Annotated in this window: 13 protein-coding genes and 2 pseudogenes; all 15 read right to left on the reverse strand. The window is 41.2% G+C overall.

Annotated features, from left to right (window positions below; genetic code table 11):
• Window positions 1-25: 25 nt before the first annotated feature.
• A complete protein-coding gene (gene cysE, locus NYE79_RS07885) occupies window positions 26-643 on the reverse strand; it encodes a serine O-acetyltransferase (RefSeq protein WP_096753652.1) in 618 nt (205 codons plus the stop codon).
• Window positions 644-658: 15 nt separating this feature from the next.
• Window positions 659-2872 carry a polyribonucleotide nucleotidyltransferase gene (gene pnp, locus NYE79_RS07890; RefSeq protein ID WP_216728855.1) on the reverse strand — a complete coding sequence of 738 codons (2214 nt, stop codon included), beginning with the start codon at window positions 2870-2872 and terminating at the stop codon, window positions 659-661.
• 634 nt (window positions 2873-3506) lie between these two features.
• Window positions 3507-4373 (reverse strand): methylenetetrahydrofolate reductase [NAD(P)H], encoded by an 867-nt coding sequence (metF, locus tag NYE79_RS07895; protein WP_025168823.1) that lies wholly within the window; start codon window positions 4371-4373, stop codon window positions 3507-3509.
• Between the two features lie 94 nt (window positions 4374-4467).
• Window positions 4468-6717 (reverse strand): 5-methyltetrahydropteroyltriglutamate--homocysteine S-methyltransferase, encoded by a 2250-nt coding sequence (metE, locus tag NYE79_RS07900; protein ID WP_200370312.1) that lies wholly within the window; start codon window positions 6715-6717, stop codon window positions 4468-4470.
• Between the two features lie 260 nt (window positions 6718-6977).
• Window positions 6978-7271 carry a helix-turn-helix transcriptional regulator gene (locus NYE79_RS07905; RefSeq protein WP_101800194.1) on the reverse strand — a complete coding sequence of 98 codons (294 nt, stop codon included), beginning with the start codon at window positions 7269-7271 and terminating at the stop codon, window positions 6978-6980.
• Window positions 7261-7627 (reverse strand): annotated as a pseudogene (locus NYE79_RS07910) (type II toxin-antitoxin system RelE/ParE family toxin). Before NYE79_RS07910 ends, NYE79_RS07905 begins: the two are co-directional and overlap by 11 nt.
• Before the next feature lie 156 nt (window positions 7628-7783).
• Window positions 7784-8149 (reverse strand): TIGR02328 family protein, encoded by a 366-nt coding sequence (locus tag NYE79_RS07915; protein ID WP_101800195.1) that lies wholly within the window; start codon window positions 8147-8149, stop codon window positions 7784-7786.
• Entirely contained in the window at window positions 8133-8537 is a 405-nt protein-coding gene (locus NYE79_RS07920) for a YbgA family protein (protein ID WP_101800276.1), read from the reverse strand. Before NYE79_RS07920 ends, NYE79_RS07915 begins: the two co-directional genes overlap by 17 nt.
• A 19-nt stretch (window positions 8538-8556) precedes the next feature.
• Window positions 8557-8829 (reverse strand): annotated as a pseudogene (locus tag NYE79_RS07925) (HigA family addiction module antitoxin); the annotation flags it as partial.
• Window positions 8830-9192: 363 nt separating this feature from the next.
• Window positions 9193-9852 (reverse strand): phospholipase D-like domain-containing protein, encoded by a 660-nt coding sequence (locus NYE79_RS07930; protein WP_200370316.1) that lies wholly within the window; start codon window positions 9850-9852, stop codon window positions 9193-9195.
• Window positions 9834-11591: a DUF1998 domain-containing protein gene (locus NYE79_RS07935; RefSeq protein ID WP_200370318.1), complete on the reverse strand. Its 1758-nt coding sequence runs from the start codon at window positions 11589-11591 to the stop codon at window positions 9834-9836. Before NYE79_RS07935 ends, NYE79_RS07930 begins: the two co-directional genes overlap by 19 nt.
• A gap of 1 nt (window position 11592) precedes the next feature.
• Window positions 11593-14925: a DISARM system helicase DrmA gene (gene drmA, locus NYE79_RS07940; RefSeq protein WP_204107780.1), complete on the reverse strand. Its 3333-nt coding sequence runs from the start codon at window positions 14923-14925 to the stop codon at window positions 11593-11595.
• A 3-nt stretch (window positions 14926-14928) separates the two neighbouring features.
• A complete protein-coding gene (locus NYE79_RS07945; RefSeq protein ID WP_339293671.1) occupies window positions 14929-17562 on the reverse strand; it encodes a DEAD/DEAH box helicase family protein in 2634 nt (877 codons plus the stop codon).
• Between the two features lie 33 nt (window positions 17563-17595).
• A complete protein-coding gene (locus NYE79_RS07950; RefSeq protein WP_233848234.1) occupies window positions 17596-19293 on the reverse strand; it encodes a site-specific DNA-methyltransferase in 1698 nt (565 codons plus the stop codon).
• A gap of 19 nt (window positions 19294-19312) precedes the next feature.
• Complete coding sequence (drmD, locus tag NYE79_RS07955; protein WP_339293672.1) at window positions 19313-21937, reverse strand: DISARM system SNF2-like helicase DrmD; 2625 nt, start codon at window positions 21935-21937, stop codon at window positions 19313-19315.
• Window positions 21938-21939 lie beyond the last annotated feature (2 nt).

Genomic DNA, 21939 nt, shown 5'->3' on the forward strand with positions numbered 1-21939 from the left:
ACCTCGATAACTTTGCTACCCTATCCTACAGACTTGATGAATGGTGACTGGCTTCACGGGCATGCTCTAGCTTGTCTAGATAGTACTCTCGTTTTTCTTCAACTTCGTGGATCGTCGGCTCATCTTTCTGTCCATGAACTCGGACGATCTTAGCTGGGATTCCGACAACTGTCACATCGCTCGGAACATCTGCCACAACCACTGCACCCGCCCCAACTTTGGCTTTCTCTCCAATTTCAATAGGGCCAATCACCTGAGCGTGGGCCGAAATCAGCGCCCCTTTTCGAACAGTCGGATGGCGTTTGCCAACATCCTTCCCTGTTCCACCAAGAGTCACTCCGTGATAGAGAAGAACGCCTTTTTCAACAATCGCCGTCTCTCCAATCACCAGACCTGAGCCATGGTCGATAAAAACACCTGAATCAATCTGAGCTCCTGGATGAATCTCAATCTGAGTCCAAAAGCGCCAAAACTGACTGTGCATCCGAGCCAGGAGTTTGAAGCCGTGCTTCCAGAGAAAATGCGAGAGACGGTGAGCCGCTAAGGCCTTGACACCTGGATAAGTCAGCAAAACTTCCAAACTGTTGCGTGCCGCTGGATCATTTTCTTTTACAATATCAATGGTTTCGCGCCACCATCCCATACATTTCTCCTTTTCTTATTCTGAATCTTTTGGTGTTTCTGTAAATTCTTTCTTAGGTTTGTGGTCCTTGTGATGACGTGGACGGTGAGGTCGCTCAGACTTTTCGCCTTTTTCATCATGATCAGGTTTTGGAGGACGAGGAAGAAGAGCCTTCATAGAGGCATCGATACGGCCTTTTTCATCAATCTTGATAACCTTAACGTCGACTTCATCACCGATAGCTACCAAGTCCTCGACACGGTTGGTACGAGTCCAAGCCATTTCAGAAATGTGCACAAGTGCATCTGTCTTATCAAAGAGGTTGACAAAGGCACCAAATTTCTCGATACGAACAACCTTAGCATGGTAAACTTCATCCACTTTGGCTTCACGAACCAAGCCAGCGATGATTTCTTTGGTTCGGTTAATGGCATCTTGGTCGCTAGAGTAGATGGATACATTACCTTCTTCGTCAATATCAATCTTAACGCCTGTTTCAGCGATAATCTTGTCGATGGTTTCTCCACCTTTACCGATGACAATCTTGATTTTGTCCACATCAATCTTGATAGTATCAATTTTCGGAGCAGTTGGAGCCAATTCTGGACGAACTTCTGGAATAGTTGCTTCAATCACATCAAGGATTTCAAAACGCGCTTTCTTGGCTTGAGCCAAAGCTTCAGTCAAGATTTCTGCAGTAATTCCTTGGATCTTGATATCCATTTGAAGGGCTGTAATCCCGTCACGAGTACCGGCAACCTTAAAGTCCATGTCTCCAAAGTGGTCTTCCAAACCTTGGATATCTGTCAATACTGTATAGTTATTTCCATCTGAGATGAGACCCATGGCAATACCAGCTACTGGCGCCTTGATTGGCACACCACCAGCCATAAGGGCAAGCGTTCCCGCACAGATAGAAGCTTGAGAAGAAGAACCGTTTGATTCTAAGACTTCTGCTACCAAGCGGATCGCGTATGGAAATTCTTCCAAACTTGGCAAGACTTGAGCAAGAGCACGTTCACCGAGAGCCCCATGACCAATTTCACGACGACCAGGCGCACCGTAACGACCAGTTTCCCCTACAGAGTATTGAGGGAAGTTATAGTGGTGCATAAAGCGTTTCTTGTACTCTGGATCCAAACCATCGATGATTTGAGTTTCACCCATTGGAGCCAAAGTCAAAACTGAAAGAGCCTGAGTTTGTCCGCGAGTGAAGAGACCTGAACCGTGCACACGAGGAAGGAAGTCAACAACCGCATCCAAAGGACGGATTTCATCGACCTTACGCCCGTCAGGACGCACCTTGTCTTCTGTAATCAAACGGCGCACTTCAGCGTGTTCCATTTGTTCCAAGATTTCAGCCACATCACGCATAATACGGTCAAATTCTTCGTGGTCTGCATATTTTTCTTCATACACCGCAGTCACTTGGTCTTTAACTGCTTGAGTCGCAGCTTCTCGAGCCAATTTTTCTTCTACTTGGACAGCTTTTTGGAGGTCACTGTTGTAGGCTGCGATGATTTCAGCCTGCAAGTCAGCGTCTACATGAAGCAATTCCACTTCTGCTTTTTCTTTACCGACTGCCGCAACGATTTCTTCTTGGAAGGCAATCAATTCTTTGACTGCTTCGTGCCCTTTGAGAAGGGCTTCCAACATGATTTCTTCTGACAATTCTTTGGCACCAGACTCTACCATGTTGATGGCGTGTTTGGTACCAGCTACTGTCAATTCAAGGAGAGATTGCTCTGCTTGTTCTTGCGTAGGGTTGATGATGATTTGACCATCTACATAGCCCACTTGCACCCCAGCAATTGGTCCGTCAAACGGAATGTCTGAGATAGAAAGTGCCAAGGATGATCCAAACATTGCCGCCATTGGTGCAGAGGCATTTTCATCATAAGAAAGGACGGTGTTGATCACTTGCACTTCGTTACGGAAACCTTCCGCAAACATCGGACGGATTGGACGGTCAATCAAACGCGCTGTCAAAGTCGCATCTGTTGAGGGACGTCCTTCACGTTTCATAAAGCCACCAGGAAACTTCCCAGCCGCATACATTTTTTCTTCGTAGTTGACTTGGAGTGGGAAGAAATCCCCAGTTGCCATCTTCTTAGACATCACGGCTGCAGTCAGTACAGTTGACTCACCGTAACGCACGACAACAGAGCCATTTGCTTGCTTAGCAACCTGACCAGTCTCTACGATTAACTCACGACCCGCAAAAGTCGTTTGAAACACTTGTTTTGTCATTTTAATCCCCTTTGGATTGATGAAATTATACGCCTTGCCTACAAAGATCAAGATATTTTGGACGGTTCGGCTTGCCGAACATTTCTGTAGAAAAATAGGAAGGTGACGCCGCACTCGATGAGTGCTAGGAAGCTTATCTTTTTTCCTAAGAAATGAGACCAAAATTCAATTAAGTAGTTTTTTTGATATTTCACTGGAATAGTGCGGACGGGAGCAACTTCCTTCGGAATTTCATCCCTTATTTTTTAGCCTGAAGTCTAAAAAATTCCGTCCTAGAAAATAACAGAGTTATTCTCTAGGATACCACTATAGCGTGAAATATCTTTTAAATACTCACTCCGTTCGTGTTTTTTGAGACACCTATTATCATATTTTGTTTAAAAAATAATCCACTTTAAACAAATTTCTACAACCTAAATACCCTCATCTTTGTATCAAGTACGTACAGAGTCTATTTTATCATATTTTTCTTAAAAAGTGCGGGCTTTTCTATTAAAAAGGAACCATTCCCCCATGAAAAGAGGAATGGTTTATTGTTTATTCTATTTAGCGAATTCTTTGGCTTTCACAACTGTCATTTTTCATTTAAAAGCAAGTGAATGACAAGCTGTCGTCTCAGTGGTTAAAGAATCGATTACCCTAAAGACTGATGATTAAACAAGGCGTGGGTTGCTTGGTGGATGTATTTTGCTGTTTCTGCATTGTTCATGGTGTAGAGATGTACACCTGCGACATCCTGAGTTACCAAGTCCACGATCTGATCCACGGCATAGGCAAGTCCTGCTGCTCTGAGCGACTCAGGGTCATGCTCATACTTGTCTAAGATGGCCTTAAATTTACGTGGAAGATGGATATTCTCACAAGTCTTCAAGAGACGAAGCGCTTGATTACGGTTCAAAATGGGCATGATACCTGCATGAATGGGAACATCAATCCCTGCCAAGGTACACTTGTCTTGGAAATCGTAGAAACGCTCATTGTCAAAGAAAAGTTGCGTTACGAGGCTGGAACAGCCTGCATCCACTTTCTTCTTGAGATTTTGAATATCCGAGATTTGGTTTGGAGAGTCAGGGTGCCCCTCTGGGTAGCAAGCACCAACAATATCAAAGTGAGGAGCTTGTTCCTTGATGAACTCGATCAAATCCGTTGCGTAGCGGAAATCCTTTTGTGGCTCCACATCAGGGATAATATCCCCACGCAAGGCCAAGATTTTCTGTACCCCAACCTTATCCAAGTCTGCAATGGTTTCAGCAACCTTTTCCTTGGTCAGATAGATAGCTGGCAAGTGGGCAATGGTTGGAATCGCCAAGTCATTCTGGATAAAGTCAGCCAAACGAACCGTTGTTTCCTTGATATTAAATTTATTATTGCTGGCAGTCACACTGATAAAGTGAGGTGTCAGCTCCCGCATATCCTGCAAGGCTGAAATAATTTTATCATTACCCACAGCTGGGTTTGGAGGGAACACTTCAAATGAAAGTGACGGTGTTTGGCGTGACATAGTCATTATCCTTTTCTTTTTGATTTCATGATTGCTGAGCCAGCTAGGGCCAAGCAGTTCCTTGATCAGTCAGGGTCACGAGCGAAATCTTATCTTATAATTTCTCACGCGCAGCTTTTGCTGCTTCGACAAGGCGGATCAAGCTTTCTTTTGTTTCTGGAATACCACGTGTTTTCAAACCACAGTCAGGGTTGATCCAAACTTTCTTGCTTGGTACTTTAGCAAGAATAGCATCGATTGTGTGGTCAATTTCACCTTCATTTGGCACACGAGGTGAGTGGATATCGTAAACCCCAGGTCCCACTTCTGTTTGGAAGTTTTTCGCTTTGAGTTCGTCCAAGATTTCAAGGTTTGAACGGCTTGCTTCAAAGGAAATAACGTCCGCGTCCATGTTGTCGATAGCTGGGATGATATCTGTAAATTCTGAGTAACACATGTGAGTGTGGATTTGTGTATCTGGCGCTACTGTTGAGTGTACCAAGCGGAAGGCAGGAATTGCCCAGTCAAGGTAGTCTTCATACCAGTCGCTACGACGGAGTGGCAATTTCTCACGAAGAGCAGCCTCGTCGATTTGGATGATTTTCACACCTGCAGCTTCAAGGTCAAGCACTTCATCCTTGATAGCAAGAGCGATTTGAAGAGTAGAATCCTTGATAGAGATATCTTCACGTGGGAATGACCAGTTAAGGATGGTAACAGGTCCAGTCAACATCCCTTTAACAGGTTTGTCAGTACGGCTTTGTGCGTAGCTAGACCATTTGACAGTGATTGGGTTGAGACGAGTGACGTCACCCCAGATGATTGGTGGTTTCACCCCACGCATACCGTATGATTGTACCCAACCATTCTTAGAGAAGAGGTAACCGGACAAGTTTTGACCGAAGTACTCAACCATGTCGTTACGCTCAAACTCACCGTGTACAAGCACGTCGAATCCAACTTCTTCTTGCCATTTGATCCATTCGTCGATAGTTTCAGCAAGAAAGGCATCGTACTCTTCTTGTGATAATTCACCCTTACGGAAGGCCAAACGTTTGGCACGGACTTCCTTAGTTTGAGGGAATGAACCGATGGTTGTTGTTGGAAGAGCTGGAAGTTTAAAGGCTTCTTCTTGGATAGCTTCACGTTCTGCAAAAGCTGGCAAACGAGTGTAGTCAGCATCTGTCAAACCAGCGATACGCGCACGAAGTTCTGCATTTTCACCCACACGTTCAGTCGCAAAGAGTTCTTTGTTAGCTGCAAGAGCTTCTGCACCTTGACCATTGCGGATAGCATCCAAATCACGAATCTCATCCAATTTTTCAACTGCAAAGGCAAAGTGGTTCAAGATAGCTGGTTCAAATTCTTCGTTAGCTGTTGTAAATGGCACATGAAGAAGTGAGCATGAGCTTGTCAAAACAATGTTTTCAGCTGGGATTTGCTCAAGAACAGCCAAGCTCTTTTCGTAGTTGTTGCGCCAGATGTTTTTACCATTGACGATACCTGCATAGAGAGTCTTGTCAGCTGGGAAACCACCTTTAACGAGTTCAAGAGTTTTCTTACCTTCAACGAAGTCCAAACCAATGGCATCTACTGGCAAGTTCACAAGATCAGAGTAGACGTCACGAACGTCACCAAAGTAAGTTTGAAGCAAGACTTCAAGACCTTTCTTGTCAGCCAAAAGCTTGTTGTAGAGGTTCAAGAAGAGAACTTTTTCTTCAGCTGTCAAATCTTTGACAAGAGCCGCTTCGTCGAGTTGGATGCGAGTCGCACCAAGCTCCGCCAATTTAGCAAAAACTTCTTGGTATGCAGCCACTAAGCTGTCTACGAAGTCTTCTGCTTTCACGTCTTCTTCAAAGTCTGATAACTGAAGGAAAGTGAATGGACCTACAAGAACAGGACGAGTGTTCAATCCAAGTTCTTTTGCTTCTTGGAACTCATCAAAGATCTTGTGACCTGCCAATTTTACTTGAGTGTCTTTTTCAAATTTAGGCACGATGTAGTGGTAGTTGGTGTTGAACCATTTCTTCATCGGAAGGGCACGAACATCCCCTTTTTCTCCTTGGTAACCACGTCCCAAAGCAAAGTAGCGCTCAAGGTCAGACAAGTCCAAGTTTTGAACGGATGCAGGTACCACGTTGAAAAGGAAAGCTGCATCTAGGAAGTTGTCATAGTGAGAAAAGTCATTTGATGGGATTTCAGTGATACCTTTTTCTTTGACAATGTTCCAGTGTTTTGCGCGCAATTCTTTTGCCGCTGCTAAGAGTTCTTCTTCTGAGATTTCTTTTCTAAAGTATTTTTCAGTTGTAAATTTTAATTCGCGGAATTCACCCAAACGAGGGAAACCGATGATCGTAGTTGACATGATGTGTCCTCCAAAATTTGTTGTTGAAACTATCTTAACAGAAAAGAAACTGTCTGTATAATTGTAAATAATTAGGCTTTGATATAGTTTGAAACTATATCACTTTTTCGAACAAAAGAAAAAGACTTGAGACCAACGTCTCAAATCCTTTGTATTGCTTGTTTTATTGCTGTATTTTAGTTAGAATGCTCAAACGAGCTATTGATGATTCTCATAAGTGACTATGGCTTGTTATTAGAAAAGACTATAGGTCAGTTTAATCAACTTTTTTCCTGTTCAAGTGGTACGACTGCTAGTGTCTTTCCTAAACTGGCTAAGACTTTTAAGACCGTATCCAACTGAGGACTGGTCTTTCCTGTCTCCATCCTAGCTATAACAGGCTGGCTCACTCCACTGAGTTCTTCTAGTTTTTTCTGACTGATACCTTGCTCATGTCTAGCTTCTATCAACTCACTCATGATAGCCACTCGCATATCACTTTCAAAGATTTCCTCCTTGGTAAAGAGTTCAGATCGGATATCTTTCCAATTACTCCCAATGGCGCTATTTTTCATCACTTAAACCTCTTTCTTTTAAGTCCTTCAGTTCACGCTTGGCTTTTTCAATTTCTCTCCTCGGAGTTTTCTGAGTCTTTTTGAGAAAATGATGTAAGAGAACAAAACTCCCATCAAGCCAAGCCACAAATAATATCCTATCCCTCAGAGGTCTTAGTTCCCAAATCTCATCTTCCAAATGTTTGATATAGGGTTCACCAGCTCTAGTCCCATGCTGACTAAGCAACTCGATATAGTCATTTAGTTTATTGAGTTTGATGCGACTGTCCTTACTCTTCTTTCTAGCTAATTCTCTCATATAATCTAAGACTGGCTCATTTCCATTTTTTGTCCTTATAGAAGTAAATTGTATGCACCAAGCAACCTCTTTTCAATTTAATTATAACTTAAAAGCTATTAAAAGTAAATCCTAATATTCATAAAAAGGAGACCTTAGAATCATTCTAAAGGTCTCATTTTTATTATTCGAAAAAATGACGAGAAGAGTTATAATGTGGAGCTAAGCCTGACTCTTACTCCAGCTCAATGCCTTTCTCTCGAAGATTAGCCAGACATTCCTCATAGTATCCTGCATCATGCTCACTATAGATGGGAGTGGTCAGCTTCTCCTCAGACAAATCCTCATAAGCGGAGCAGATTTTCCCACGGTAGTTCTTGTCCAACCACTCTGGGCTGACATTATATCCACGGTTAGCCATCTCCTCCATGATCAATCGATGATAGGCATAGAGGTGATAAGGCGAGTGAGTAAAGACATAGTCCACCGTCGCATGCTTTCTGCCCCAACCATTACCACGAAGGGCGCAACACTCTCGATGTTGCCCCAAAAGTTGAGGACGGGGAAGTTGTGAAATCAAAGCCTCATGCCAAAGTCTCATGGGTGTCTCCTTTCAGTAAAGTCGAATGTTGCAAGTAGGTATTGGGATAGCGATTAAGCAAGTCTCGAGTCTTAGCAATCAAGTCTTCCTTAGAAGCCTGACCAAAGCGGTAGCGATCCAGCAAGAGCAGATAGTCCTTGCGCTCAGCATCTGTCGCTTTCTTCTTGAAATAGCCCCAAATATGCTGAAAGGCATTGCAAACCTGACCCCTGTGTTCTGGGATTTGACAGGCACGATCAATCATCTCTTGAACCTGACTCAGCTCCACCTCTTCATTCTTCAAGTATTGGCGAATCTCATTGTAAATATTACTGGAATGGCTCAAAACGAGATATTTGTTTCTAGCCCATAGTTGCTGACAAAGGGCTCGTTGGTTGGTGTTATTCATATTTGACATTATACCATGATTGCTCTAGAAACTCTGCCATTTTTACATCATAAGAATTTTGAAGGTTGAGCCAAGTTTGCATCGAAATATTAGTGAGTTTAGCTAAATTCTCAGCAATATCATTACTAATTGATTCCTCACCATTCACTAATTTACCGAGTTTCATTTCAGAAATCCCTAAACGTTCCGCAAATTCTTTCTTGGTCATCTCAAAGTCTTCAATAAATTCTCCAAGATATTGACCTGGATGAAAAGCAATCAAGTCTTTATATTCAACAATTTTATTAGTCATATTCACCATTTAATCACGTGTTGTTCAATATTATTATTAACTGATTTATCTTTTTTAGAAATTTCAAGAATAATTTCTCTATGTATTTCTTTTATTTTCTTAATTGCCAACCCTCTACTAAATACAGGAGAATTTATTTGTTCAGCAATAATATATTGTACATTTGAACTAACTAAATCTTGATAATACTCATAATCAACATCTGGAGGTGTCAGAATAGGAGCCCATACGTTTCTGTGATCTGTTAAATGTAGCTGATTTTGAATATTATCATCTGACGTACGAAAGTTTCCACCAAAATATAATACCGCCGCTCAAGTATTGAAATACCTGTGCGGCGGTATCCTCATCTGAAACTGGTTGCTATATTTCCTTCACAACCTTAGTGAAAACCAGATGAGTAAAAATATCATCAACTTGCTTAGCAATTTCTTTTGAATCCACAAGTGTACCAAGCTCAATATTCCCTTCTTGCCCATGATAGGTTAAGTTTGCCGATGTAATTAGTGTGTGTTGCTCATCAACTGAAATCACCTTTGCGTGTAAAGCGGCCATTGAATCATTACTTCCCTTGAAATTGTAAATATGCAAAAATCTTCCCTTGTACCGGCAAAGTTTGTCAAAACCTTTTTGGTTCTCAATGTTATTCACAAAGAATTTCACATAAACTCCCTTTTGGCTTTTATCAATAAGGATATCAACAAGGTCAGTAAAGTATCCGGACAGCGAGTATCCTGTAATCAAAACACTTCGTTTTGCTTCCCGGATCATCCCCTCAACAGTATTCTTTGTTGATTTTGCTCTTACAGAAAAAGACGGAGGTACCGTAGTTACTAATGAAGCAGTTACAGCATTTTCTTCGGCAGAGGCCGCTGTAACTAATTGATAAATCTCTTCTGCTTGTTTCTGAGACAAGGAAGGGTATCGTTTCATTATTTGTGGAATGGATTGTTTTGTATCCCCGATTCTGTCTGCTTCAATTTGACCAAGTAAAATGTCTAAATTCACATTTCCAGTTGACATAGCGCACACACCAACTCTCTGAAATACGACTCTCGTTCGCGACTTGCAACGGGGACTACCAAGCCACGATCAAGCATACGGTTTCCATTTTCACAGGCTGTTTCAGAAATCATACAGCAGGAATGGCAGGCCGCTCCGTTAAGGTTATTTCCAGCCGGAGTATTGCTCATACATTCTGGATCATTAGTGCAGAGAAGTGCCTCTTGGAATGCATCTTTCATTAAAGGAACTAATTTCCCAATGTTACCAAGCTCTACTAAACCTCCTAATGAGCCTTCCTTATCTTCGCTTCCTGTATACAGAAGAATACCAGTCATTTTTTCACTATAGTAGATTCTTTCTCGTATTGCCGAAGATGAATATCCAGATGCCATCGACATTTGCTTAATTAACAAATGTGCGAAAGTATGCATTAACACATAGGTTGCATTTCTCTTTACATTTAATGTCCAACCTTTAGCATTGCAGAACTCCTCATAGCACTCTTCATATCTCTGAAAAAGTTCCTTTACTGACGGAATACCAAGCCACTTCTCTAATGTCTCTTTATTAAACTCGATGAAAACACCTTCACCATTGACCTCAGCCGCCGGCAACCATTTTTCACTCTTTCCTTTATTAAGATAAACGACATTAGCCTGGACGTCTGCATCCGGATCAGGTGCATCTACGCGAGTAAATCCAAGTAATACTTTCACTTCACGAAGACGAGTGATTCTGATAACCCTACTAAAATAGGGCTTTAGATATGCTGGCAAACTGTCCTCCTCTGCTTTGAAATGTTTTTTATTAGATGCATAGGCGGGATCATTATGATGAGTGATAGCATCATACTCCATCTGCTTAATTTCTTTGAACTCTGTTATATTACTCAATCTACGAGTTAGTGCTTCATCAAACTCTGTGCGAGTATGATTTTCAGCAAAATACTTGTTATATGCGAAAGTTACACCATCATCTTCCATTGCATCTTTCAAAAGTTCAATATCATGAAGATGTTCATCGACTAAATTGTACAAAGGATTAACCCACGGAGGAATAGAAATAGCACTCCTACTTACAGAGAAATAGACATTTGATGCACCTCTCTGTGATGGTATTACCTTTTTATCGCATCTTTCATTTCTTGATCTCGGACGGAAAGGATGATGACCTGAACAGCGCAATTCGCTAAAGTGATCTTCTTGCGTAGCTCCGCTCATGCTTCTTTTCGCACCACACAGTTCACACTCGCCCCACATATCCGCAAGTGTCGAAGTATTTCCTGTCGAGTACATTTTTAACTTTCCTTTGCAGTTGGTCGTGCCGTGATGAACCCACCAAATCCACGGAAAATCATCCATGTGTCCATTTTCGCAAATAGTAATAAATCGAGACGGATATGCAGGCTTGTGGCAATCCGGGCAAGTAACTCCAAACCTCAAATACCTTTCCAAATCAAAGTTGTCCCGTGCATCGAAAAGCCGACCACACTTCAAATTTGAACACACATGATTGGAAGGGAAAGAAATTACCGGCACATCACCAGAATATGAAGTTCGAGGCATATAAAAGCACTCAACGCCAAGATAAGAAGCCAACCTTCCGTCTATAATTTTCTTGCCCTTTTCTTTCCAATAGTTAATATCAAGTACCGTTACCGAATCCTTAACAGCATCAACAATCGCACCTGGGCCGAATGTTGTAATAATTTGGTTAGGGCGCAATTCACCCAATTTATTGTTATCGTATCCTGCCATCTTACTCCTCCGTGTAATAGAACATATTTGCCGCGTTTTCCACTTCACGCATAGAGCTTAGTGTAGCCTTCTCAGTATCCTTACATGACTGTCCATAATAATTCATAAGGCGACGGTTATATTTATCAGTTCCATAAACATAGTACCGCAAATCTTTGCCTTGTGCTGCCAGCATCTTCCACCAATCAATAAACTGGTCAATTTCATTCTTTGCATCCAGTCTTACTTCTGGTTTAACTATATTAAGCCGGTCAAGAATTAAAGTCTTTATCTCGGACATTTGTATATCGGAAAGAGTAGCAATTTTAGCAGCACCCTCATTAGATGCCATTTCCGGATATTTTAACCGAATTGCAGAAATTATTAGAGCGTGCATTACGCGGTCTCTTGCTCTTGCAGAGAACGGAGTTGCTGTTGTACCTTCAACAAACCTATATAGCTGCGAATGATAGCCTACAAAATTCTCATAATGCGACAAATCACGAGGACGATATGGGTTATAAAGCGTAAAGATAAGTCCTGGGAAAGCACGACCAATTCGGCTTGTTGCTTGAATATATTCAGAATTTTGCTTTGGCTGTCCGGTTACGACCATTAGCCCAAGACGGTCAACATCCATGCCGACTGCTATCATATTGGTTGCAACGGCTGTGTCAAGACAATCCTTTGAATCACAGGTTGCTTCCAACTGTCTTAATTTATTTGGAATCTCATAGGAAGACATTCTGGAAGTTATCTCAACCTTCTTGTTTAGATAACGAACCTTATCCATATTGTATTTCGTTTTAATACGATAGATTCGTTTAGGAATGTCGTCTTGTAACAAGCGTACTGCACCGCCAAGTTCTCGAATACTGTTGTAATATCCCACCAAGGAATAATACGGATCAATCACATCCTTGTATTCATCCTTCTGAGCAAGTTGATAAGAAGTCTGAAGAATGATTGCATACATTCTTAACAGTGTAGTCTTTACGGATTGACCTGGCGCACATACTCCAACATACTTTCGGAATGGGTCATCTTTAGTGGATATTTCATTGATGAAGAAACTGTCACCGATTTCAAAACCGTTAGGAGGAAACTGTGCAGTTGATTTTCGTGCATAAAGGCACCTTGTCTGCTCCGATGCGTTTTTAATGGTGGCAGTTGAGACCACATACTTCGGTTTAATCTTCTTATCGCCATAAGTACACATATCCTCAATAATAGTTTCGTATGCACCATAAACCGTCCCAAGAGGCCCAGTGATCAAATGAAGCTCATCTTGAATGATTAGCTCAGGCGGAAGAAACGGTCGAATCGGAGTTAATGTTGAAGTGGGAAGCTCTTGCGTCCTATTATGTCGTTTATGTTCTTTACCAATGGCAACATACCCATCACGGCTGCAAACCCTATCAACTCTTCCAAACAACGCATTTGTCTTAACATCCCAAGGAAGGCGGGCAAATTTATCAACGGTAGACAAAATAATAGTCGGACATTTAGCATAGATTTCCTCATCAACAAGATACACTGGAATCTGAATGCGATCCTGTTTGTACTTATAGAACATACAATTTCTATCTGCGCAATAAATAGCAACAGATTTTCTGTCATAGTCAATATAAAACTCATCTTCCGTAAGAGATTTTCCGCAAAACGGGCAAGTCAACAGCTGCTTATAAAGCAGATTGCGTTTTCTTTTTGCTTCGCCCGGCTTATCAGCTTTTTCTACCAGTTCATCAAATTTGTTAGGTGTTACGCCACCACCGACCCAGAAACCAATACTAATAGGTTCCTTTCCATACTTAGGATATGTTTTTTGACGAATAAGTTCAGCGGCAACAACCATTTTCATAATTCGATCTCTCTGCTGTGTTGTCAAAAGACGCAGCGTATAGCGGAGCATTGCGGTTACTCCACCATCAGCGTTATACTCAGATACATCAGAGGCGCGCAATCTTCGATTAGCAATTACAAACGCCATCAAGCCCAAATATGCTTCAGTTTTACCACCACCGGTTGGGAAATACAGCAGATCGACTACATCTCGGTCTTTATGTTCTGGATTAACAATTCCACTCAAATTCATTAGTATGAACGCAATCTGGAATGGTCTCCAGCCAAAATCCGTATCAGGCTTTCTTGGGTCTACAAAATCTCTAAAGTTGCATTCTATTCCAGCACCATGCTTTTTAGAATAGCTCATGATATTTCTCTGAAGTAACATGGAACGGTTCATAAAACAAAATGCATCAAAAGCAAATTCATCATTTGTAATCAATGCAATGCCTTCACGGATTCTATCCAATGCTTCACTACAATGGGAAATTACTTTATCGCCGATTTTATCTTTGAAATCAGCATTGGACATTTTATCATCCGAAATTAGTTTTTCCTGAATCCATTTTCCATAAGAATCAGCTAAGACATTTAATCTCTCAAAGATACCTGCCTTGTTTTTTGGATTGGACATGAATCGCATTGAGAAAAAGAACTTATCGAAGCCCTTCAAAGCAGCACTTACGCCAGGAAACTCATATTCTGGGATAAAATCCGATTTCACCCAAGAGGTTCTTCCTTCTACTGCATCATCCCATGTTGCTGCACAGTTTCTGCCACGGCCTAAAATGGGACGCTGTTCAAAATAGAACTCATCTTCTGCAAGTACTTTCCGGCAAATATTTTCCGCAAAAAATACTCTATCTCCATTTTCCGAGTATGCTTTAAGTTCAACTTGGAACATCATTGATTCAACTTCGTTTTCGGATTTTTTTCGCCTATTCATGACATACGCAGTTACCAAGGAATATCCCGTTTTCAAAGGAATCTTGGAGATATGGACGATGACATTGGAATCTTCCTGAAGACGAATTTCTGTGTTTTTTTCAAACGAATCGAAATCAACAACGATTGTGGATACCATTGGCTGTCGGATATAACTGGCATGGTTAAACTCCTTGCCATCTTTTCCAACCCGCTTCTCAACCGAACGAACATAGTCGCCCCATTTTACATCAATATTGATTGCTTTCGTAGATGAAGCAATATAGAAGCTTATACCGATTGAAGTTGGTAACTTGAAGCTGGTGGTCATTATGGGTTCATTATCATCATCCTCTCCGGCGGTATAATCCTCAGAATCCCCATACGCAATGTCAGAATCCACCTCTTGCTCTCCAGCAGTGGAATATTCTCTTTCTTCGATCTGGGAAGCAAGCATTCCGATAATATATGAGCTTTTTGGGTTTTCATCCAATATCTCATTCTCGGACTGAGGCCCCATCAAATCAGTTCTAAGTGCGTTGATAATCTCTTGCCGCACTTCTGAATACTTAAATCTATCCGGCATAGTTTATCCCTCCTCGATCTTATGAGCTGTACCTAAAGTGTACTTGCAGGTGTTACCAAGCTTAATGTTGTCATCAGAAATCAAACGATACTCCCACACTTTATGGTCTGGATCAACCGTAGATGCAAAGTGGCACCATTTGATTCCTTCGCGAGCTTTCGCAACCACATCATCTGCCGTCACTTCGTTAGAAGCCTTTACCTCTACCATAAATTTACCGCTCGTCGTTTCTACTAAGAAATCAGGATTGTACTGTTGACCAGCTTGCCAGAAAAGCCCCAACTGATTCAGCGGTGGTTTAATCCAGCGGATTACATCTTGATCTTCTTCAAGAATGATAGAAAACAAGCGTTCGGTGTCGCTATCAAAAGAATTTTCGGTATAGTAGGCTTTTTTGTAACCTGTGAACAAGTATTTCTTTATGTTCGACTTATCTGTAAACGGCTTGTCAAAATGAACACGACCATCCTTTTTAACATTCTTGACAAACTTGCGGAACAGAATCAAGTCTTTCTGAACAATATGGATGTCCTCCGTCTTGCGTTCAGTATGTTCAAAAATCTGTTTTCTAATATCAGATACAATCAAAGACGCATAACGACGAACGATTTTCCGTTTATCCTCTTCATCACCTTCAATCTGAGCAAGATACTGCTCTACCACATCAATGATAAAATCCGCATCTTCATAGGACAGTTCGCTAATCGAGTCAAGAAGCATACAAGCCAGTGTATTCAGAGCATCATCAATCTCCAGAATCTGCGCGTCAACGGCAGTCAGAAGCTGCTGATTTATAGCATCAAATCTTTCGATTTTTGCCATAGCAACCTCAAAATCCGGTATTGTTCTCTTGACTGCAAACCACTTGAATTTCACTTCAGATGTCGTCTGAACCAAGATTTTCGGAACAGAGATTGCTTTGCCAGAGTATTCTTTGATTTTCTGAATAAACTCATCCTTTGAAAGTGACTTCTTTCCTTTACTGGTGGTTGTGGTTGTCTCCGTTGTCTCCAATGTTTCCGGTGTTCTGTCATTCTTCTTATCAGGTTCACCAGTCCCCACATCGAAAAGCAGATCCAATGTCATCTGCACATTTCCGGAAGAATCTGCTTCTTTTTTCTTCGTAGCTCCAAAAGCCCTCAGATAAGCTGCATACAGGTCCTGTTGTGTTTGGGTATTGGTGCTGATTTCGGCAAATGATTTTACACCTGTATCGGTTACAGCAAAATCAAAAATATTAAGCTGGCCTTCATCAACAGGACTGCTGATGTCTACGGTGTCCAAAGGTTCAACCACAGTTTTGTCCAAATCACGATATTTGAAAATATCACTGTTTTTTATTTCATCAACCAACTCCCGGTAATGATCATGGGCAACAATATCCAAGGTATCAATATCCTCATTACTGGTAGCCTGTCCAAAAGGTAGACGAAGTCCTCTACCAATAGTTTGCATTGCCAAGATATCACTCTTTGCCGCATTCAAAGGAATGATGGTAAATAGGTTGTTGACATCCCAACCTTCTTTCAACTTATAGACATGAAGGACAATCTCGACAGGATTTTGTGCGTTTTCAATCGAAAGCAGCAGTCGAATATTTTCCTCTGATTCATCACCTTTCATATTGGAATGAATCTCGATTACTTTCCCCTTATATTTGCCTTTCAAGAAGTTATCACTATCAATCAAAGCTCGGACTTCTTTAGCATGGTTTGTGTCGCGACAAGCAATCAAAACGATGGGTTTTACATACGGTAATGCATTATCATCACAGAACTGGCGAATGACACCTTTACGATGTTCGTGAAGTGTTAATCCGTCACGGATTTTCATCTCCTCGATGTCCTCAGCACTATAACCCGCCATGTTCGATCTTCCCATCACCACAGGTGTTTTCAGATAACCCTCTACGGCTCCTCTGGCAAGATCATAAGCGTAGATTACATTATTGGTTGACTTAGGTGTCGCAGTAAACTCCAACCCAAGCACCGGCTTTAAGAAGTTTATTGCCTTCATGGAAGCAGGCGCATAGTAACGGTGTGCTTCATCCATGCAAATTACTAGGTCATCAAAACTGGACAGTACCTCAGCAAATGACATACCAAGAGTTTCTTTGAATTTATGAAAATTAAACTGGGAGTCCGTTTTGCTATTGAAAATCTTTCCGATGTTGAAGATGAACAGTTCAATCTCAGAGCCTTTTTCAAACTGAAGACTCATCTGCTCATATCTAACAGGATAAGAATCATAATTCTCGCCATCATAAACCTTTGGACGCCCCATCTCCGTCTCTAATCCCTTAAAAATATACTTCGGGTGATTGGGGTTCGATTCTTTCCGCAGTTTTTCGTAGATTGTATTTCCTGGTGCTAGAATGAAGAAGTGACGATACCCCTTAGTCTTGTAGAGGTAATATATACAAGCTCCCATCAGACGAGTCTTACCAATACCCGTTGCCATGGCATAACAGAAAGATGGAAAATCAAACTTATCATCAACCTTGATTTTACACTGTTTCTCACAATGTTCCGTTGCCACTGCTTCAATAACTGCCTTACTATCCTTTTTATAATCACAGTGAGTACTGATTGCATCCAGATAGGAAAGCGCTTCCTGTTGAGGTTTGCGTAAACTCATGGCGTATCCAATTTTTGTTACAATATCAGCCATTTATCGCACCTCACTTTCAAATGTACACTTGTCCAATAAATCTTTCGGAATACGCTTTACCTCAATGTTATCCGGCAATCTCAAATCAGACTGCACCTTTGTGCTATATATTAACAGCGACTGATTCTCACCGAGGGTCGTTGCAATAGAGCGAATATATTCGCCATTCACAAATTCCTTCGTAATATGAATGAATCGTTTTTCCGACGAATGTCCGTGATACACACCATCACGCTTATATTTGAATCCTTCAATCTTGCAAATTGCTTCGCACAACATTTCAAATGTGTACTTTGGGTTAATCTGATAAATCGGCAAACGCTCGTTCTTAATTAGCAGGCTTGGCGCAAGCTCATAGAAGTGATAGCCACTTCCTCCTTCCCAGTTTACTGCTTTTGTGATACCACCAGCATCTTCACCATTTACAATCCGATCAAGGCGCACCTTGCAATGAGTGTAGGCATGATTGCCAAGTTCAATACCAATCCATTTTCGACCCATTTTAGTAGCAACAGCCGCTGTTGTTCCGGAACCCAAGAAAGAATCCAAGACCCAATCTCCTGGTTCGGTCGTCATTTCAAAAATCTGCCGAATTAACTGTTCAGGTTTTTTCCCATTGCCAAATTCAACAGAACCTTCTTTAGTTAAATTTTTCATCCATGCATTCATATCCCAATAAGTCCCTTGGAGGTCTTTCTTGAACAACTCACCATCAATCACTTCGGATGTATCCTTCAGCCAAACAAATAATCTGCATTTATCGCCTTTATAAAACTGCTCATATAGAGTTCCACGGTTTTTTCCTGTCCGCGGAACATATTCTATCGAAATCAAGTCCTCAGCTATGCTATTTTCGGTTCTATACTCCATGACCCTTGAGCGAATAGAACTCTGCGCATTTGTGGTCTGGAAGATAGAAATACCATATTTCTGATAGGCTTCTTTTTCAGTAATACCATCTCTTGTTGCAACCTGTTTTATGGACATCATTACAGGATTTTTCCGTAAATATACTTTAATCTCGTTTCCATCGCCGTCAACAGTTGAGCCGTAATATTCCTTTTCACCTGGTTCGACTAAAACAGAAGTGTACTTCCAGCTTTTTCCTTCTTCCGCATATTGCTGTACCAAGTCGGATATTTCTGTGTAAACATAGGGGCCATTAAAAAGGGGCAATAAAGAATAATCCTTTGCATAGATGAGAATGTACTCGCAGTTCTTCTTCAGACGCTTGTCCTCTCCACCACCTGAAACACCTGCAATGTTTTTCATGTTGACAGAAATCATATTCACAAAATTTCCTCGTCCAAAAACTTCGTCGCAAAGCACCTTCAAATATGCCTGTTCTTCATCATCAATCTGAATCCATATTGTACCTTCTTCGCTAAGCAATTCTCTAAGAAGAATAAGTCTCTTTCGCATTAAGCTAAGCCATATACTATGTTCCAAGTTATCATCATAGTGTTCAAATGCACTGCCAGTGTTATACGGAGGGTCAATGTAAATACACTTTATAGAGCCGTAGAAATCCTGCTGAAGTGCTTGTAGCGCTACTAAGTTATCTCCATGAATCAGCATATTTTCACTTCGAGGGTCTCCATATGATTTCTCTCGATCCTCCATCAAAATACGAGGTTCGATTACTTTATCATCATATTTCCCGACCCAGGTCAGTTCCAGTTTTCCCTTGTGTTCCATTCCTGTGTCTCCTTATCTGTTAGAACTTTAGCACGACATTGACAAGCAAAATCGGCTGTATATCAAATTGCTGGTTGAACTCAGTAATTTCCCTTTCGGACTCTTCCTGGATGGAAGCGACTTTCTGATGGAATGCTGTTTGAACCTTCTGAAGTTGTTTCTTCTTTTCATCAACTTTTTTGCGAATATCAACCTTCTCCAAAAAATCCTTTGCAGCGGTTGCTTCGGCAGACAACTCAGCAATTTCTGCATTCATCTCCGCAATCTGGATATTCAACTGTTCTCTTTGAATGTCAGCCCAGTTTTCCACCTTGCGTTTGTTATAGTCCATTACCGGCTTAGATGCCGCCTGATACTTAGATAACATTTCTTGAACCAGTGTGTCATAAATGTTCCTGTATGAATCCATCTCTTCGTTAGTAGGATTGAAGTATCTTACATCATCGTCATCCACGGTCTCAAGTGCCTGAACAATATCATCTTCCGTAAAGTCGATATATCGTCCTTGGTCATCGCAAAGAAGGAGAACTGGGAAAAGCATCTCATTGTTAGACTTACAAAATGCACCGACAAACAAAGTCCCATGTGAACCGAAAGTTTTTTCACCCCAGTTATCAATTTTCCAGTAGCTCAGGTTTCCTTCCACATCAGGTTCTGCCACCTGAGACCAAAAATCGACTTGTTGTAAATACCGATCAATATCGTTCTTTGTCTTTTCCAAAGCGGCGCCCTTCGCTTCATCGCTTTCTGTCATCAAAATAGAACGGAGTTGAACAGCTTTCTTGTTGCGCTTTGCATCAAGCTGTCTATCCAATCTATCAAATGCTTTTTTGAATTCTGCCCTTGTTCCACAATGCTGATAAATATCAAGAATTGTTTTTTCAAAACTTGTTCCCGATTCTAATGCACCAAGAGCAATATCGGAGGTTCCAAATACGCCATCAAACAGTTCAAACTTTTTGGACAGAATTTCGTAAACACGGCGATCTGCTTCGTTGCCTGTGTTCAACAGGTTGATAGCTACAACATCATATTTTTGCCCATAACGATGGCAACGACCAATTCTTTGCTCAATTTTCTGCGGGTTCCAAGGGAGGTCGTAGTTTATAACAGTGTTGCAAAACTGTAAGTTCAAACCTTCCGAACCGGCATCTGTTACGATAAGAATTTTGGAGTGTTCTTTGAAGTAATCGACAATGGCGTGTTTATACTCAACACTACGGCCATAGTTCGTCTTACCAAAATTTTTTACCTGCCATGCACGGTATATTTCTTTTGTCATATCGTCATTAAAGTCGCCATTAAACAACAGAATATCATCTTCCTCGAATCCGTCTTTGCGCAACTCAGCGGCAATGTACTTTTGAGTTCGCTTTGATTCCGTGAATACAACAACCTTTTGAGGAATATTCTGCTTTCCTTGATATTCAAAAGCCGTATGAATCGCAGTTTTCAAAGCTTTAATCTTTGCGTTGCTTTGAATACGGCTTTCTATCTCGATGATTGCATCAACCTCGTCCATTTCCGCCTGGATCTGCTGTTTCTGAAACAGCGTGTCCTCATCATCAATTTCCTCAAAAGCGGATTCGTCAATTTCATCCTCTACAAAATCCCAGAATAGAGCAAACCCATCTTGGGCATTTGCTGACTTTGTACCCTCATATAACTTATGAAGTCTGTTCTTTAACACCTCAAAAGTTTCAATCAGAGCATAGCTCGATGAGGCAAGCAACTTACGGATAACCAACACTATAAGTCCCTTATTTGCGTCAGGAATCGAATATAGCACATCCCTTTTCAGGAAGTTATTCACTCTCATGTATAGTTCAACTTCATCAGGAGAAAGTGCGAAGTCAATCGTTCTACATTCCCTCCTTTTGAAGTCCATATATTTTTCAACATCCCGTCGAAGTGTTCGGTATAGAACCGGGATAAGTTCTCTTTTTAATTCTGTATAATCTTGCCCCTCAATAAATCTTTTGTTAAAGACCTTCTCGCTGCCAAAAATCCGAGGATCAATGAACGAAATCAGTCCATGAAGATCAGAGAGCGAGTTCTGCAACGGCGTAGCTGTAAGTAATATTTTGGGAATGCCTTTTGAAAGCTCATACAGTCGTTTTGCTCTTTTCGTTCCGTGAAATACATTGCGTAGGTTATGAGCCTCATCAATGATAATGAAATCCCACTTCACATTAGGAAATCGCTGCATCAATTTTGAAGAATAGTCATAAGAAGTAATTACAATTCTGACCTTATCTCTATTTTCCAAGTAAGGCTTCCAAAAGTTCAAATTACTCTCCACCGTAAGACGATCTAATATTGTTGCCTTGAGACTAAATTTCTCTTCAAGTTCAACTTCCCATTGTTTGCGGAGGGTTGCCGGAAGTGCAATTAAAACCCGCTTTGCTCCCGAGTCCAAAACATACTTTAGTGTAAGACCTGCTTCTATAGTTTTACCAAGACCAACTTCGTCAGCAAGGACAATACCGCCTGTTTTTAGAGCTTGAATTGCAGCACAAAACGCATTGATCTGATGGGGATTGATCTCAATTTTCGTGTTCAACAAGCATCGAAACGGAGATTCCTCCAATTCCGCTTTTTTGAATTTTCCGTATTGTTCTAAAAGTAAGTTGCCCTCCATCATCA

The sequence above is a fragment of the Streptococcus sp. FSL W8-0197 genome (genome assembly GCF_037963785.1).
Taxonomy (GTDB): Bacteria; Bacillota; Bacilli; order Lactobacillales; family Streptococcaceae; genus Streptococcus; species Streptococcus oralis_CQ.